We start from the raw sequence: 16,245 nt of genomic DNA on the forward strand, positions 1-16,245 counted from the left end.
TCTAGCCAGAAGTTGGGGCGCCTTCAGGGCGACGCTCCCGCCGACGGGGCACCTTGCTCCGCGAATGTCCCCCGGGCTTCGCCCTCCTCCTTGATTTCGCTGCGCAAGGCACCCCATCGGCGTGAGCTTGTTCAGTGCAGTCGTTGATCGGCCGCACACCGACGCCGCTTCCCGTGCCCAGGACACCGGGTGCTTCCCGCAGCGAAATCAAGGAGGAGCCGAAGGCGGGGGACATTCGCGGAGGGAAGTACCCGGTGGCCTGGGCACGCGCCCCGAACAAACCTACAACCCGTGCTCGCGCAGGAAGCGATCCAGCTCCAGGCTGCTCGAAAAACCCAGCTTCGCGAACATGTGCGCCCGGTGCGTTTCCACCGTGCGCAGCTCCAGCGGCGCGAGTTCCTGCGCGATGCGTTTGTTGGGCAGGCCTTCGGCCACGAGCCGGGCGACCTGCATCTCGCGCGGCGTGAGCTTGGCCCACAGCGCCTGCGCGGCCTGCCGGGCCTGGCGGCGCACGGCGATCTCTTCGGCTTTGTGCAACGCCTTGGCGATGCTGTCGAGCAGGCGCTCGTCGTTGCAGGGCTTTTCCAGCCAGCCGAAGGCGCCGTTCTGCACCGCCTCGACCGCCATCGGGATGTCGCCGTGCCCGGACAGGAAGATCACGACCAGCGGGCTGTCCTGCGCGCGCAGCGCGTCGAACACCTGCAGGCCGCTCATGCCCTCCATGCGCAGGTCGAGGATGGCGCAGCCCGGGCGCTGCAGGTCGGCACCGGCCAAAAAGGCCTCGCCCGAGGCGAAGGCCTGCACCGCATGGCCGCGCGACAGCAGCAGCAGGCCCAGGGAGCGGCGCACGGCCTCGTCGTCGTCGACGACGCACAGGTGGTTGGCAAGCAGGGGTGCGTTCACGGGGAAGCCTCCAGTTCGAGGGTGAAGACCGTGCCGCCGCCGGGCCGGTCGGCGAACGACAAGCGGCCGCGGTGGGCCTCCACGATGGTGCGGCAGATGTTCAGGCCCAACCCGAGCCCGCCGGCCTTGGTGGTGAAGAAGGGCGCAAAGACCTGCTCGGCCAGCGCGGCGTCGATGCCGGGGCCGTGGTCCGCGATGCGAATGTGCACGCGGCCTTCGCGCAGCTCGGCCTCGACCTCGACCACGCGCCGCTCGGGCGGCGTGCCCTGCTGCATCGCCTGCAGGCTGTTGGACAGCAGGTTCAGCAGCACCTGCTCGAGCAGCACGCGGTCGCCGCGCACCGGCGGCAGCGCGGGCGGAATGCGCACCTCGGCGCGCACCTGCCGCTGGCGCATCTCGCCCTGCAGCAGCGCCAGCGCATTGGTCACCAGCGCGGCCACGGCGCAGTCTTCGGTGCCGGCGGTGCGCTGGCGCACGAAGCCGCGGATGCGCCGCACGATCTCGGCGCTGCGTTTGGCCTGCGCCACGGTCTCGTCGAGGCTGCTGGCCAGGAGCGGCTGGTTGCCCTGCGCGGCGAAGGCCTTGGCGGCGCTGGCGAAGTTGCTCAGCGCCATCAGCGGCTGGTTGAGTTCGTGGGCCAGCGTGGAGGCCATCTCGCCCAGGCTGGCCAGGCGCTGCGCGTGCTGCAGCTGCTCGTCGTTCTGGCGCTGGCGCAGCTCGGCGCGCTTCTGCTCGGTGATGTCGACCACCGAGCTCATCCAGCCGCTGTGGCGGCCGTCGGCGTCGATGAGCCGCGCGGTGTAGACCATGGTGATGACCTCGTGCCCGTCGCGGTGCCGCAGGCGCGACTCGAAGCCCGAGCGCGCGGGCTGCCCGCTCATCATGGCCTCGTAGTGGAACCAGTGCTGCGTCACGTCGTCGGGGTGCCAGTAGGGGTACGGCGGCAGCCGCCCCAGCAGCTCGTCGGCGCCGTAGCCGGTCATCTCGCAGAAGGCCGGGTTGACGTAGATGATGCGGCCCTGCAGGTCGCGCGCGCGCATGCCGACCAGCAGCGAGTCTTCCATCGCCTTGCGGAAGGCGTGGGCCTGGTCCAGCTCGTGGGTGCGCTCGCGCACGCGCAGCTCGAGGTCGCGCCGCGCGTCGCGCTGCTCGGCGAAGCGGCGCTCGCGCAGCCGCCAGTACAGCGCCCCCAGCAGCAGCACGCCGGCGCCCAGCAGGCCGAGCATCCAGGTGCGCTCGCGGGCGCGGGTGACTTCGGCGTGGTCGGCCATCACCGTCAGGGTCCAGCCCAGGTCGGGCAAGGGCTCGTCGACGGCGAGAAAACGGCGCGCCTTGCCACCGACCGTGGTGCGCACCAGGTAGCCCGGCGCGCCTTCGATGTGCTCGACGCGCCAGGGCAGCGGCGCGAAGCGGGTGCGCGTGCCGTACTGCTGGTCGTGCTCGATGCCGGCCAGGTCGGCGGGGCTCAGCGCCCGCGTGGCCTGGTACATCCAGCCCGGCACCGAGCTCAGGAACACGATGCCGCGCGCGTCGGTCAGCAGGATCGGGTCGCGCACGAAGGCCCAGGCGTCGTGCAGCTGGCGCAGGCTGACCTTGACGGTGACCACGCCCAGCACCTCGCCGCCGCCCTCGGCGCGCACCGGCGCCGACATGAACAGCCCCGGCTCGCCCGTGGTCTGGCCCACGCCGTAGAACAGGCCGCGCCGCCCGGCCCGTGCATCGAGAAAGTACGGCCGGTTGGCGTACGACTCGCCCACGAAGCTCTGCGGCGTGGCCCAGTTGCTCGCGGCCAGCGTGAGGCCCTGCGGGTCGGTGAGGTACAGCGCGTCGGAGCCCGCGAGGCGGTTCACCTCCTCGATGTGGTGGTTGGCGCGCTGCCGCGCGGCGGGGTCCTGCGGATGGGCCAGCACGGCCAGCACGTCGGGGTGCATGCCGGCGGTGAACGGCAGGTAGCCGTACTTGCCGGCGGCGTCGCGCAGGCCGAGCACGTGCACTTCCATGGCGCGGCGGATCGAGTCGGCCTGGAAGTTCGCCTCGCGCCGCGCGGCCCACTGGCCGGCCACGGCGATCAGCAGCAGCGCCAGCGCCACGGCGCCCGCCCAGGCCACCAGCGCGCGGCGGCGGGAACGCGCCGGCGATGCAGACGAAGAGGAAGCAGGAAGGGACGGTTCGGGCGAAAGGGGCGGCATGGGAGGCAGGTCCGCAGGTCCGGCCGGCGCGGCGTGCGGAATTTTGCCTTGATCCGCGGGCCGGCCCCCTCTCAGGCCGCCGGCCGCAGCAGCCAGCGCACTTCCTGCGTCTGCTCGCTCTCGGGGTAGCGGGCCTCGAGCGTCGTGAGGATCGGCTGCGCCATGTCCGTGCGGCCCAGCCCCTGCACCAGCGCGCGGGCCGCGAGTTCGTAGGCCTGCGGGATCGCCGCGTGACCACGGAAGCGCTTGTCGAAGCCCGACAGCAGCGCGAGCGTGCCGTGCGCGTCGCCGCCACGCCATTCGGCGCGCGCCATCGCGATGACCATCGCCGGGTCGTCGAGCACGAAGGTCTTGTCGATGGCGCGGCAGGCCTTGAAGACCTTCAGCGCGTCCGATGCGAGGTCGCGCCGCATCAGCAGCGGGATGAAGCGGCGCGCGTGGTCGAACAGCGTGTCCTTCTTCTCGGGCATGAGCGCCAGCACGCGGTGGTAGCGGCGCTGCGCGGCCAGGTCGTCGGCGTCGGCGGTGCGCTGCGCCTCGTAGGCGATGCCCAGCGCGGCGGCCAGGTCGCCATCGGTGATGCACTGCGCCACCTCGGCGTCGGTGCGCTGCGCGGCGATCTGCGCGGGCGTGCGGCGGTCGACCGGCGCGCCGATGTCGGCGCCCGCGCCGGGCACGAGGTCGATGCCGAAGGCGTCGTGGTGCTGGTACATCACGTAGCCCAGGAGGCTCGCCATCACCCAGCCGAAGTAGATGAACGCGAAGTTGACGATCGGCAGCACGATGCGCCCGTCGAACACCGGCAGCACCATCGAGATCGCCACCTGCGCGCCCGTGCTCAACAGGAACAAAAAGAAGCACAGCAGCGCATAAGGCCAGCCGATGGTGCGCATCGCGTCCATCACGTAGCCCGGGTTCATGGCCTGGAAGAAGCTGCCCGACTGCACCAGCACGATCACCGCCGCCGGGAAGGTGAAGGACATGATGAAGAGGCCCACCGTGCCCAGCACCGGCTCGTACCACGCGAGCCAGCCGATGAGCATCGTCTGCACCAGCGAGATGGCGAAGAGCTTCCACGGCAGGTAGGTCCACTCGTCGCTCGATTCGCGCCCGAAGTCGGCCGAGTCGCGGATGCCGCGCGCGCCCAGCGCAATGACCTTGAAGCCGTAGCGGCTGGCCGCCAGGATGATGCCGACCTCGATGACGATGAAGGCCAGCGCATCGGGCAGGAAGAACACGGCCTCGAACAGCAGGCTGCAGAACGACAGCACCAGGCCGTAGGCCAGCGGCCGCAGCTGGAGCGGAAAGGCGAAGAAGCTGTTGAGGCGGTGCCAGAACGGCGGAGGCGGCGGCAGGGAGTCGCGGTCGATCATGGCGGGGCCTGGGGCGTTGCTGCTGCGGCTACTTGCGGAAGAAGTCGCTCTGGCTCATCGCGCCCGCGCCGCCCAGGCGCACCACGGTGACGCCGTTGGAATGCACGAGGCGCATCTGGCCGAGTTCGCGCTCCAGACGCTGGGTGAAACTGCTCTTGTACTGCAGCACCGACTCGCCCATCTTCAGCACGCTGGTGCCCGTGACGGTGGCGCTCTTGCGGTCGGTGGCCACCTCGATGCTGTCGATGTGGTAGTCGTACTCGATGGTGAGGATGCCGCCCATGCGGTCGCCGACGGTGCGAAACAGCTCGATGTTTTCCTTCACCGTGTCGCAGGCTTCGTCGCGGTTCTGGGTGGTCTCGAGGGTGCGGCCCATGGCCGTGACCTTGCTCTCGATCACCGCCTTGCGGCTGAGTTGCTTGCAGATCGCCTCGGCGTCGCGCGAGTACACGGCGTGGGCGTCCTTCCGGTAGTAGTCGCGCACCATCGCCTCGTCGAGCTTGCGGCCGCCGACAAAGAAATACCACGCGCCCACGCAGAGCGCGATCACGATCGCAATTTGCTTCATTCCCGCCCCCGCGCGCACGCGGTCCCGCTCCGTTTTGCGGCGCAGTATACGTTGCCGAATGTTTCCAAACGGCGGCGCAGCGGGGGTTCCCGGCGCTTCAGCCGGCGCGGTAGAAGATGTAGTCGGCCTGGTACTTCACGACCTGTTTCTGGCCCAGGTTCGTGGCGCCACAGGCGGCGGCGGGGGCCACGCCGCCCTGCGTGGCGACGCGCTGGATGTAGCTCACGCCCTGCATGGCGCCCATGCCGGTGGCGGGGTTGGCCTTCACCAATTGGTGGGGAATGTTGCCGCTGCCGTTCGGCGCCACCGCCACCTGCGTGGCCGTGACCTTCGAGCCGTCCGCGTTCTCCCAGGTGGCAGGCGGGCCGTAGTACTTGCCGACCTGCTTGCCGGCGCGGTCCATCAGTTTGGCGTCGGGGCCGACGAAGACCCATTCGTGCGCGCCCGGCGTGTTGGCCTTGGCGCGGCATTCGTAGGTGATGTCGCCGGCGCCCACGGTTTCCATGGCCACGCGGTGGCCGGCGGGCACCTTCACGGCGTCGGGCAGGCTGGCCTGCGAGAACACCGGCGCGGGCTTGGCGCCCATGCCGGAACAGGCGGCCAGGCCAAGCGCCGCTGCGGTGGTGGAAGCCAGGACGGTCAGGGTGCGGATGTGCATGGTCGTTTCCTCGGTGTCTGTTTGATCGGTGGTGAAAGAGAAAGAGCCGCCGTCTGGAGTTCTGCATCTCGACGCCCCCTGTCCCGTGTACGCAGCCCGATGGCCAATGGATTCAGGCGGGCCGCGCTGAATCCGCCGCCCCCGCCGGGCCGTACCTCGGACATGCGCACCGATGCCCCACAATCCGCCGATGACCGCACCCAGCCCCGACGCCGAACTGATGGCGCTGATCGACCGGATCGGCCATCGCGACGAAGCCGCCCTGCGACAGCTGTACGACCGCACCGCGCCCCGCCTCATGGGGCTGGCGATGCGGGTGGTGCGCCAGCGCGAGTGGGCCGAAGACGTGCTGCAGGAGTCCTTCCTCACCGTCTGGCGCGTGGCCGGCGACTACCGTGCCTCGCTGAGTCCGCCGCTGGCCTGGCTGGGGCTCATCGTGCGCAGCCGCTCGCTCGACTTGCTGCGCCGCCGCACCGCCGACCGCGCCCAGCTCACGCAGGAGTTCGACGAGCTGATGGCCGACACCTTCGAATCCGACACGCCCAACCCGGCCGACATGGCCGATGCGAGCGAGCAGGCCTGGGCGCTGCACCAGTGCCTGAGCCAGCTCGAGGGCCGCCAGCGCGAGGTGGTCAGCCTGGCCTACCTGCGCGAGATGAGCCACGGCGAACTGGCCGAACAGCTCAAGCTGCCGCTGGGCACCGTGAAGACCTGGATTCGGCGCGGGCTCGAGAAGCTGCGCACCTGCATGGGCCGCTTCGCCTGACCACGAGACCCGCCCCATGAACCTCCTTGCCCACCCCGAACTGCTCGAACTGCTGGCGGCCAGCCATGCGCTGGGCACGCTGCGCGGCGGCGCCCGCCGCCGCTTCGAAACCCTGGCGCGCGAGCAGGCGCCCGTGCGCGCCGCCGCACTGGTCTGGCAGGGCCGGCTGGCCGGCATGACCGAGCTGCAGCAGCCCGTCGCGCCCGACCCGGCCGTCTGGACCCGCATCCGCAACCTGATCGACGCCGAGCAGGCGCAGCAGGCCCTCGAGCGGCAGCGCGACAACGCCGCGCCCATTGCGTCTGCATCGACCGGCGGCTGGCTGCGCAGCCTCGCGCTGTGGCGCGGCGCCGCCGCAGCGGGCGCGCTCGTGGCCGTGCTGGCCGTGGGCGTGGGCCTGAACCTGCGCGAGCAGCTGATCAATGCGCCCGCCGTGCAGTACGTGGCCGTGCTGTCCGACGACAAGGCCGCCGCCTCCATGCTCGTGACCTTCGACCCGAAGAAGAAGCAGCTCGTACTGCAGCGCGTGGGCAGCTTCCGCGAAGGCGCCGACAAGTCGCTGCAGCTGTGGGCCCTGCCGCCCGGCGGCGCGCCGCGCTCGCTCGGCGTGCTGGACAATGCACCGGCGCTGCGACTGGCCGCCTCGGAATCCGATGTGCGCGTGCCGGCGCTGGCGATCAGCCTGGAGCCCAAGGGCGGCGTGCCGAGCGCGGGCGGCCCGACCGGGCCGGTGCTGTTCCATGGCCCGTTGATCGAAAAAACGCTCTGACCCTGTCCTGAATTTCTCCGCTTCCGTTCTCTTTCCGATGCCTTCGATGAAATCCGCGCTGGCGGCCACCGCCGCCCTGCTGCTGGCAACCGCCGCCTTCACCGCCCAGGCCCAGACCGCGGCCGCCGCCTTCCCCTACGAAGCCGACGGCGCCGCGGCCGCCGACACCGCCTCCGCCTACCTCGCCGCCAAGGCCCGCTGGCACAACGAACTGGCCGCCTTCGCGCGTGCCGACCAGGAGCGCTTTCCGCAACCCGGCGGCGTGGTGTTCGTGGGCAGCTCGACCGTGCGCATGTGGACCCGCCTCTCGCAGGACTTTTCCCGCGTGCCGGGCGGCATCGTCAACCGCGGCTTCGGCGGCTCGACGCTGGCCGACTGCGCCCTGTTCGCGCGTGATCTCGTGGTGCGCTACAAGCCCCGGCAGGTGGTGCTCTATGCGGGCGACAACGACCTGGCCGAAGGCCGCACGCCGCTGCAGGTGCTCGACAGCTTCGCGCGCTTTGCCAACACGGTGCGCGCCGAGCTGCCCGACGCGCGCATCAGCTTCATCTCGGTCAAGCCCAGCCCGTCGCGCGAGCAGCTGATGCCACAGATCCGCGAGACCAACCACGTGATCTCGGCCTACCTGAACCTGCTGCCCAACAGCGAGTACATCGACATCCACACGCCGATGCTCGGCGCGGATGGACGGCCACGCCCCGAACTGTTCCGCGGCGACCGGCTGCACCTGACGGACGAGGGCTACCGGCTGTGGCAGTCGGTGGTGGCGCCGCACCTGCCGATGCCGCCTGCGCCGCCAGTTGCGCCGACCAACGCGCCCTGATCAGGGCGGCGGCAGCAGGTCCTGGTATTCGGGGAGCGTGAGCAGCTCCAGGTCGGGGAACTTGCGCACCGCCGCCTGGATGTTCTTCAGCGTCTGCGCCATGCGGGCGCGCACCGTCTTGCGCACCCAGGCCTGATCGTCGGGCGAGAGGCTGGCCAGGTAGTAGGCGCCCGGCACGCAGCCGTGCAGGAAGTTCTCGGCCTTGGCCTTGGCTTCGTTGAGCCGCTTCGCGTGGACCTGGGCGATCACTTGCGTCAGGTCGGCGCCCGGTGAAGCCTTGCGCGCATCGTTCAAGGCCGACATCGCGGGCCCGCTGCTCTCGAACGACGCGGGATGGCAGTGGACCCACGACAGGAACATCCGATCGGCCGCCGACTGGCGATCCGACCCATCGAAGTCGATGCGCCCGCTCAGCTGTTTCGCCGCGTCGGCATGGCCGTGTTCGGCCCCGAGCCAGCGCCAGCGCAGGCCCTCGCTCCAGCCGGCGCCACGCCCGAGAAAGACCGCCAGGGATTCGTAGGCAGGCGGATAGCCCTCTGCCGCCGCCGAGCGAAGGTCTTCCATCGCACGGGCGCGGGTCGCGGCATCGACCTCCGAGCCCAGCAGGAGCGCCGAACCACGGCGCACACGGCCAAGGGCGGAGCTGCTGTCGAGTGCGATTTCGCAGGCCGACGAGTAGTTCGGGCTGTAGCAGTTCAGCCAGCGCTGCACTTCCTGCTGCACCGCCTCCGGCAGCGCCGAATGCGCCGCAGCACCCCACGCCAGCACGCAGGCCGCCAGCGCACGTCTCCAAAAAACGGAATCGATCATCGCCCTCCCCCTCTTCTCAAAAAAACGAGCGGCGCTCCCTACAGACACCTACGCCGGCGCAGGCTCCGAAGGCACATCGTCCGCCGGCGGCGGCACGTCGGCGCCGCGTGTGAAGCGTGCCACGAAGTACATCCCCGCAAACACCGCCGCCAGCAGCAGGCCGTCGCCCCACCAGGGCCGCGCCATCTGGTTGTCGCCGTAGAAGGCCAGCACCAGCAGCACCGCCACGAGGTGCGCGCAGAACACCGGCAGCGAGGCCGAGCCCATGGCCTCGAGCCAGTGCAGGCGCGGGATCTTGCGCATGAGCCAGGGCCCGAAGCGCACCGCCAGGATGCCCAGCGCCACCAGGTTCACGATGCGCAGCGGGCCGAGCTGCCACTTGTCGAACAGCAGGTTCATTTCCACATCGCCGCCGAACGGCGCCTGGCCGTTGATGCCGGTGTGGCGCCAGTAGAAACCGTACAGCGCGATGCCCGCCGCCAGCACCAGCAGCCAGGCCGGAAAGCGCAGCGGCCGGGCCTCGGGCGCATTGCGGCTGGCGCCCAGGCACAGGCCGGCGAACCACAGGAACTGCCAGGCGTAGGTGTTGAAGGCGCCCATCTCGTGGAACGGCACCGGCACGCCGAGGTAGCGCACCGCCAGTCCGTAGACCCATTCGCTGAGCCCGAACTGCGCCATCGCCCAGACCGTGGCGCTGGCCACCATCACGAGCGTCCAGCCGTGGCGCATGGCAAAGGCCAGCACCCAGGGGCTCATGAGCATGAAGAAGATGTACATCGGCAGGATGTCCAGCAGCGGCGGTTCGTAGATCAGCAGCAGCCCGAACAAGAAACCGTCGCGCGGCTCGGCCAGGTAGTACGACACGAGGTTCTTGACCGCCGGCTGGTCGATGTGCACGCCGAGCGCGGCGATCACGGTGAACAAAAACAGCAGGATCGCCGCCTGGCACAGGTAGACCTTGAGCACGCGCCGCCAGAAGGCCTGGCGCATCGAGTCGACGCCGCGCACGTGGCCGATGCGGCTGTAGACCAGCCCCGCCACGAAGGCCGACAGCAGCACGAAGCCCTCGGCGGCCGACACGAAGCCGAAAGGCTGGCCCAGCGGATCGGTCAGCCGCGTGGGCAGGTGGGTGACGGTCATCAGCACGAGCATCAGCCCGCGCAAGGCGTCTATTTCCCAGTAGCGTTTCATTCGGTCGGCGGCGAGGTCTTGGTGGCGGTCTGCGCAGCGCACGCACGACGTCAGCGATTGTAAGAAGACCGGCGTACGTCGACCGAACGCGCGCTTCAAACACGCACGGCCTATGACGCTTGGCACTCCCGGAGCGCCATGCAAATCGGCTACGCTGCGCGCTGCCTCAAGGTGGAGAACTCCGTGAACCGTTTCATTCCGACATTGCTACTGGCCGCCGGCGCGCTCGCGGCGGGCCCGGGCTTTGCACTTCAGATCACCAGCCTGACCCCGCAGGGCGAAGTGGCGCGCGTGCGCCAGGTCGTCGCCAAGTTCGATCAGGCGGCGGTCAACTTCGGCGACCCCAAGGCGCCCGCGCCGCTCACCGTGAGCTGCTCGGACGCGCAGGCCGGCAAGGGCACCGGCCGCTGGACCGACGCCAAGGCCTGGGTCTACGACTTCGAGAACGACCTGCCGCCCGGCGTGCGCTGCTCGGTCACCCGCGTTCCCACCTTCAAGCCGGCCGGCGGCGGCGAGCTGACCGGCCCCGAACGCTATCAATTCAATAGCGGCGGCCCGTTCGTGCGCAACTACATGCCGGGCACCTACGCCCGCATCGACGAGCAGCAGATGTTCGTGCTCGAGCTCAACGGCGCGGCCACCATCGACAGCGTGCGCCAGAACGTCTGGTGCGCGGCCGACGGTGTCGGCGAACGCATTCCGGCCAAGCTGCTCGAGGGCGAGGCGCGCACCGAGCTGCTCAAGGCCTTCCACCGTGAGAAGGAAGCCGCGAAAGACCCGCTGCGCTTCATCACGATGCAGTGCAACCGCACGCTCACGCCGGGCGCCAAGGTGCAGGTCGTCTACGGCAAGGGCGTGGCCACGCCGTCGGGCGTCGCCAACAACGTGGAACGCCGTTTCGACTACCAGGTGCGCGAGCCTTTCGCCGTGTCCTTCACCTGCGAGCGCGAGAACGCGCAGGCCGCCTGCCTGCCGCTGCGCCCGATGCAGCTGCAGTTCAACGCGCCGGTGACGCGCAAGGTGGCGTCGCAGATCGTGCTCAAGGGCGACGGCAAGACGATCAAGGCCACGCTCGAAAGCGGCGGCGGCTCGCAGAACGACGACGACGTGGTCAACAGCGCGAGCTTCGGCCCGCCGCTGGCCGAGAGCACGCAGTTCAGCATCGAGCTGCCTTCCGGCTTCCAGGACGCCTCGGGCCGCGCGCTGGGCACGCCCGGCAGCTTTCCGCTGAAGGTGGCGACCGGCGCCATGCCGCCGCTGGCCAAGTTCGCGGCCTCGCCCTTCGGCGTGATCGAGCGCCTGGCCGAGCCCGGCACCCCGGCCATGATGCCGGTCACGGTGCGCCGCGTGGAGCCGCAGCTGATGGTGCAGGCGCTCACGCCCGGCAAGGTGAGCGACCTCAACCCCAAGACCGACGCCGAGATCATCGCGTGGTACCGCAAGGTGCGCCGCTACGACAGCTACACGGTCAGCCGCGACACCGCGCGCCGCGACGTGAAGGGCGCCCTGCCCCCGGTGATCGACAAGAACGAACGCTCGCACGTGCAGACGCGCATGGTGTCGCTGCTCGGCGGCCAGCCGGGCGTGAAGGCCCTGGACATGCCCAAGGCCGAGAGCGGCGACCCGCGCCCCTTCGAGGTCGTCGGCATCCCGCTCACGCCGGGCTTCCACGTGCTGGAGATCGCCTCGCAGAAACTCGGCGAAGCCCTGCTCGACGAGCGCTACAACGCCGGGCGCACGATGTACGTGCGCACCACCGCGCTGGCCACCAACCTGGCGGTGCACTTCAAGCTGGGCCGCGAGAACTCGATGGCCTGGGTCACCACGCTCGACAAGGGCAAGGTGGTGGCGGGCGCCGAGGTGCGCGTGTCCAGCTGCGACGGCAAGGCCGTGGCCACCGGCACCACCGACGCCAGCGGCATCGTGATGCTCAACGGCGTGTCGCCCGATGCACCCAGCTGCAACGGCCCGAACGAGTACGAGACCAGCGCCTGGTTCGTGAGCGCGCGCGCCAAGGACGACAAGGGCGTGGAAGACCTCGCCTTCACCTGGAGCGACTGGCAGCGCGGCATCGAGCCCTGGCGCTTCAACGTGCCCACCAGCCTGGACGTGCGCCCCGACGGCATCGCCCACACCATCTTCGACCGCACGCTGCTGCGCGCCGGCGAGACGGTGTCGATGAAGAGCCTGCTGCGCACGCAGACCAGCAAGGGCTTCGGCCTGCCGGCAGACCGGCCCGACACGCTGGTCGTGACCCACATGGGCAGCGGCCAGCGCTTCACCCAGCCGCTGGCCTGGCGCAAGACCGCCACCGGCGGCCTGAGCGCAGAGAACAGCTTTGCCATTCCGCCGGCCGCCAAGCTCGGCGTGTACCAGGTCGAGCTGCGCAGCGGCGACGGCACCAATGACGAAGGCAACAACCGCACCTACTCGACCGGCATCTTCCGCGTCGAGGAGTTCCGCCTGCCGGTCCTCGAAGGCCGCATCGCGCCCACCGAGAAGAAGCCGCTGGTGGCCGCCACGAGCGTGCCCACCGACGTGCAGATCAACTACGTGGCCGGCGGCGGCGCCGCCAACCTGCCGGTGCGCGTGTCGGCCATGGTGCGCGGCAAGGGCCTGAGCTTTTCCGACTACGACGCCTTCAGCTTCAACCCGCCGCGCGCTTCCGGCGACGGCAGCGAAGCCGCCACCGCCGCCGACACGAGCGCCGGCGAGGAAGACCTCAACAGCGTGAACGACACCCGCGTGATCGCCGACAAGCTGCCGCTCACGCTGAACAAGGACGGCGCCGGCAAGGTCACGATCGACAAGGTGCCCAAGGTGAAGGCCGCGCGCGAGCTGCTGCTCGAAGCCACCTACGCCGACCCGAACGGCGAGGTGCAGACCATTCGCAGCACGCAGACGCTGTGGCCCGCGTCGGTCATCGCCGGCATCAAGACCGAGGGCTGGGTCTCGACCAGCCAGAAGCTCAAGTTCCAGGCGCTCGCGCTCGACCTCACGGGCAAGCCCCAGGCCGGCGTGACGCTCAACGTGCGCGCCGTGGCGCGCATCACCACCACCAGCCGCAAGCGCATGGTGGGCGGCTTCTACACCTACGACAACAAGACCGAAACGAAGGACATCGGCACCGTCTGCTCCGGCAAGAGCGACTCGCGCGGCCTGCTGCTGTGCGAGTCGGAGCTGAAGGAAGCCGGCGAGGTCGAGCTGGTGGCCAGCGCCACCGACAGCGACGGCCGCAGCGCCAGCGCCGTGAGCTCGGTCTATGTGACCAAGCAAGGCGAACTGTGGTTCGGCGGCGAGGACAACGACCGCATCGACGTGCTGCCCGAAAAGAAGAGCTACCAGCCCGGCGAGGTCGCCAAGTTCCAGGTGCGCAGCCCGTTCCGCTTTGCCACCGCGCTGGTGGCCGTGGAACGCGAAGGCATCATCGAGACGCACGTGGTGCAGCTGGACGGCAAGGACCCGACGGTCAGCCTGCAGGTCAAACCCGAGTGGGGCCCGAACGCCTACGTGAGCGTGCTCGCGCTGCGCGGGCGCCTGCGCGAAGTGCCGTGGTACAGCTTCTTCACCTGGGGCTTCAAGGCACCGCGCGAGTGGTGGACCGCCTTCTGGTACGAGGGCAAGGAATACGTCGCGCCCACGGCCATGGTCGACCTGAGCAAGCCCGCCTACCGCCTGGGCATGGCCGAGATCCGCGTCGGCACGCGCGCGCACCAGATCGACGTGACCGTGACCAGCGACAAGCCCAGCTACCCGATCCGCAGCAAGGCGCAGGTCACCATCACCGCCAAGCTGCCCGACGGCAAGCCGGCCGCCGGCGCCGAAGTGGCGCTGGCCGCGGTCGACCAGGCGCTGCTGGAGCTCATGCCCAACGACAGCTGGAACTTGCTCAACGCGATGCTGCAGCGGCGCAGCTGGGGCGTGAGCACCTCCACCGCGCAGATGGAAATCGTCGGCCGGCGCCATTACGGGCGCAAGGCCGTGCCCGCGGGCGGCGGCGGCGGCAAGGGCCAGACGCGCGAGCTGCTCGACACCCTGCTCGTGTGGAACCCGAAGATCGTGCTCGACGCCAACGGCCAGGCCGTGGTGACGGTGCCGCTGAACGACGCGCTCACCACCTTCAAGATCGTGGCCGTGGCCGACGCGGGCACCAGCCTGTTCGGCACCGGCCAGGCCAGCATCCAGGCCACGCAAGATTTGCAGATCATCAGCGGCCTGCCGCCGCTGGTGCGCGAGGACGACCAGTTCCGCGCGCAGATCACCTTGCGCAACACCACGCAGAAACCGATGAAGGTGGAAGCCACGCCGCGCGCCACGCTGCTCACGCTCGAGACGCAGACCGTGGACATCCCGGCCGGCGAATCGCGCGAGGTGGCCTGGAACGTGACCGCGCCCGCGCAGCTCGCGCAGACGCGCGCCGAAGCGATCCTGTGGGAGATCGAGGCGAAAGACACCGTCGGTGGCGCGCGCGACGCGCTCAAGGTGCGCCAGCGCATCGTGCCCGCCGTGCCGCTCACGGTGCAGCAGGCCACGCTGGTGCAGGTCGACGGGCCGTTCACGCTCGACGTGGCACCGCCCGCCGACGCCCTGCCCGGCCGCGGCGGCCTGAAGATGTCGCTGCAGCCCAAGCTGGCCGAAGGCCTGCCGGGCGTGCGCGACTGGTTCGCCAACTACCCCTTCAGCTGCCTCGAGCAGAAGACCAGCAAGGCGGTCGGCCTGCGCGACGCGAAGATGTGGCAGGGCGTGCTGGCCACGCTGCCGACCTACCTGGACAGCGACGGCCTGGCCAGCTACTTCCCGCCGCGCGACGGCGAAGCCAACCGCGGCAGCGACATCCTCACGTCGTACCTGCTCGCGGCCACGCACGAAGCGGCCCAGCTCAACCCGGCCTTCGCGCTCGCCGACGACGCGCGCGCACCGATGGAATCGGGCCTGATCGCGTTCGTCGAAGGCCGCGTCACGCGCGAGTTCTGGAGCCCGCGCAAGGACCTGGACGTGCGCAAGCTCGCCGCGCTCGAAGCCTTGTCGCGCTACGGCAAGGCCAAGGGCAGCATGCTCGGCAGCATCACCATCGCGCCGAACCAGTGGCCCACCAGCGCGGTGATCGACTGGGTCAACATCCTGAAGCGCGTGAACGACGTGCCGCAGCGCCAGCAGCGCCTGGACGAGGCCAACAATGTGCTGAAGGCGCGCCTGTCCTACCAGGGCACCAAGCTCATCTTCAGCACCGAACAGGACGACTACTGGTGGTGGCTCATGACCAACGGCGACGTCAACACCGCGCGCCTGCTGCTCACGGTGATGGAAGACCCGGCCTGGAAGGACGACATCGGCAAGCTCGCCAACGGCTTCATCGGCCGCCAGCAGAACGGCGCCTGGCACACCACCACCGCCAACCTGTGGGGCGGGCTGGCGCTGGAGAAGTTCAGCAAGGTGTTCGAGAGCACGCCGGTGGCCGGCGTCACCGCCGCCACGCTGGGCGCGGTGAAGGCGCAGGTCGACTGGAGCAAGGTGGAGCGCGTGAAGGCCAGCGACGCAACCGGCGCGCCGAACCAGACCACGATGTTCGGCGCGCCCGCCTCGCCGGGCAACCTGCGCAACAACACGATGTTCGTGCCCTGGTCCGCATCGCCCACGGGTGCGCCCGTGCGCGACACGCTGCTGGTCACGCAGCAGGGCACCGGCAAGCCGTGGCTCACGCTGCAGTCGCTGGCCGCCGTGCAGCTGAAGGCACCGTTTGCGGCGGGCTACGCGCTGAAGAAGACCGTCACGCCGGTCGAGCAGGCCGTGGCCGGCAAGTACACGCGCGGCGACGTGCTGCGCGTGAGCATCGAGGTCAACGCCAGCACCGACATGACCTGGGTCGTGATCACCGACCCGGTCCCGGGCGGCGCCACCATCCTGGGCAGCGGCCTGGGCCGCGACTCGCAGATCGCCACGCAGGGCGAGAAGAAGAGCGGTTCCGGCTGGCCGGCGTTCGAGGAGCGCAGCTTCGAGGCCTTCCGCAGCTACTACGAGTACCTGCCCAAGGGCGTCGTGAAGATGGAATACACCGTGCGCCTGAACAACGTCGGCGACTTCGCGCTGCCGCCCAGCCGCGTGGAAGCGATGTACGCGCCCGAGATGTTCGGCGAGACGCCGAATGCGCGGGTGAAGGTGGAGGCGGCGAAGTAGCAGGAGCCACGGTGAAGGCGG

Annotated in this window: 11 protein-coding genes; 4 read left to right on the plus strand and 7 right to left on the minus strand. The window is 69.9% G+C overall.

Annotated elements, in window-relative coordinates:
• Positions 1 to 282 precede the first annotated feature (282 nt).
• The 5 genes from ACAM42_RS25760 to ACAM42_RS25780 form a co-directional block, all read right to left on the minus strand.
• The gene (locus ACAM42_RS25760) at positions 283 to 903 is read right to left on the minus strand and encodes a response regulator transcription factor (protein ID WP_139702402.1); all 621 of its coding nucleotides are present in this window, start codon (positions 901 to 903) and stop codon (positions 283 to 285) included.
• A complete protein-coding gene (locus ACAM42_RS25765) occupies positions 900 to 3,092 on the minus strand; it encodes an ATP-binding protein (RefSeq protein WP_095949597.1) in 2,193 nt (730 codons plus the stop codon). Before ACAM42_RS25765 ends, ACAM42_RS25760 begins: the two co-directional genes overlap by 4 nt.
• Positions 3,093 to 3,163: 71 nt before the next feature.
• Positions 3,164 to 4,465, minus strand: coding sequence for a hypothetical protein (locus ACAM42_RS25770; protein ID WP_062474330.1), 1,302 nt, complete (start codon positions 4,463 to 4,465; stop codon positions 3,164 to 3,166).
• A gap of 28 nt (positions 4,466 to 4,493) precedes the next feature.
• Positions 4,494 to 5,033 (minus strand): hypothetical protein, encoded by a 540-nt coding sequence (locus ACAM42_RS25775; protein WP_369629835.1) that lies wholly within the window; start codon positions 5,031 to 5,033, stop codon positions 4,494 to 4,496.
• A 97-nt stretch (positions 5,034 to 5,130) separates the two neighbouring features.
• Entirely contained in the window at positions 5,131 to 5,691 is a 561-nt protein-coding gene (locus tag ACAM42_RS25780) for a DUF3455 domain-containing protein (protein WP_369629836.1), read from the minus strand.
• 190 nt (positions 5,692 to 5,881) lie between these two features.
• Between ACAM42_RS25780 and ACAM42_RS25785 the strand changes: the two genes are divergently transcribed.
• The 3 genes from ACAM42_RS25785 to ACAM42_RS25795 are packed head-to-tail and all read left to right on the plus strand — an operon-like array spanning position 5,882 to position 8,049.
• Positions 5,882 to 6,457: an RNA polymerase sigma factor gene (locus ACAM42_RS25785; RefSeq protein WP_369629837.1), complete on the plus strand. Its 576-nt coding sequence runs from the start codon at positions 5,882 to 5,884 to the stop codon at positions 6,455 to 6,457.
• Between the two features lie 16 nt (positions 6,458 to 6,473).
• Positions 6,474 to 7,226: an anti-sigma factor gene (locus tag ACAM42_RS25790; RefSeq protein WP_095949601.1), complete on the plus strand. Its 753-nt coding sequence runs from the start codon at positions 6,474 to 6,476 to the stop codon at positions 7,224 to 7,226.
• Positions 7,227 to 7,263: 37 nt separating this feature from the next.
• Positions 7,264 to 8,049, plus strand: coding sequence for an SGNH/GDSL hydrolase family protein (locus ACAM42_RS25795; protein ID WP_369629838.1), 786 nt, complete (start codon positions 7,264 to 7,266; stop codon positions 8,047 to 8,049).
• Here ACAM42_RS25795 and ACAM42_RS25800 read toward each other — a convergent pair whose 3' ends face one another.
• Together ACAM42_RS25800 and opgC are read right to left on the minus strand one after the other, a co-directional pair.
• On the minus strand, positions 8,050 to 8,859 hold the full coding sequence (locus ACAM42_RS25800) for a hypothetical protein (protein ID WP_369629839.1): 810 nt from the start codon (positions 8,857 to 8,859) through the stop codon (positions 8,050 to 8,052). It lies immediately after the preceding gene.
• A 48-nt stretch (positions 8,860 to 8,907) separates the two neighbouring features.
• Positions 8,908 to 10,050 (minus strand): OpgC domain-containing protein, encoded by a 1,143-nt coding sequence (gene opgC, locus ACAM42_RS25805; protein ID WP_062474337.1) that lies wholly within the window; start codon positions 10,048 to 10,050, stop codon positions 8,908 to 8,910.
• 183 nt (positions 10,051 to 10,233) lie between these two features.
• Here opgC and ACAM42_RS25810 point away from each other — a divergent pair, with 183 nt between their 5' ends.
• Positions 10,234 to 16,224, plus strand: coding sequence for an alpha-2-macroglobulin (locus ACAM42_RS25810; RefSeq protein ID WP_369632803.1), 5,991 nt, complete (start codon positions 10,234 to 10,236; stop codon positions 16,222 to 16,224).
• The last annotated feature ends 21 nt before the right edge of the window (positions 16,225 to 16,245 follow it).

Source organism: Variovorax sp. V35 (genome assembly GCF_041154465.1).
GTDB classification, from domain to species: Bacteria; Pseudomonadota; Gammaproteobacteria; order Burkholderiales; family Burkholderiaceae_C; genus Variovorax; species Variovorax boronicumulans.

Coding starts and splice junctions, on each gene's coding strand:
- ACAM42_RS25765 (WP_095949597.1), bottom strand. CDS start 3,092: ATGCCGCCCCTTTCGCCCGAACCGTCCCTTCCTGCTTCCTCTTCGTCT.
- ACAM42_RS25770 (WP_062474330.1), bottom strand. CDS start 4,465: ATGATCGACCGCGACTCCCTGCCGCCGCCTCCGCCGTTCTGGCACCGC.
- ACAM42_RS25775 (WP_369629835.1), bottom strand. CDS start 5,033: ATGAAGCAAATTGCGATCGTGATCGCGCTCTGCGTGGGCGCGTGGTAT.
- ACAM42_RS25780 (WP_369629836.1), bottom strand. CDS start 5,691: ATGCACATCCGCACCCTGACCGTCCTGGCTTCCACCACCGCAGCGGCG.
- ACAM42_RS25785 (WP_369629837.1), top strand. CDS start 5,882: ATGACCGCACCCAGCCCCGACGCCGAACTGATGGCGCTGATCGACCGG.
- ACAM42_RS25790 (WP_095949601.1), top strand. CDS start 6,474: ATGAACCTCCTTGCCCACCCCGAACTGCTCGAACTGCTGGCGGCCAGC.
- ACAM42_RS25795 (WP_369629838.1), top strand. CDS start 7,264: ATGCCTTCGATGAAATCCGCGCTGGCGGCCACCGCCGCCCTGCTGCTG.
- ACAM42_RS25800 (WP_369629839.1), bottom strand. CDS start 8,859: ATGATCGATTCCGTTTTTTGGAGACGTGCGCTGGCGGCCTGCGTGCTG.
- opgC (WP_062474337.1), bottom strand. CDS start 10,050: ATGAAACGCTACTGGGAAATAGACGCCTTGCGCGGGCTGATGCTCGTG.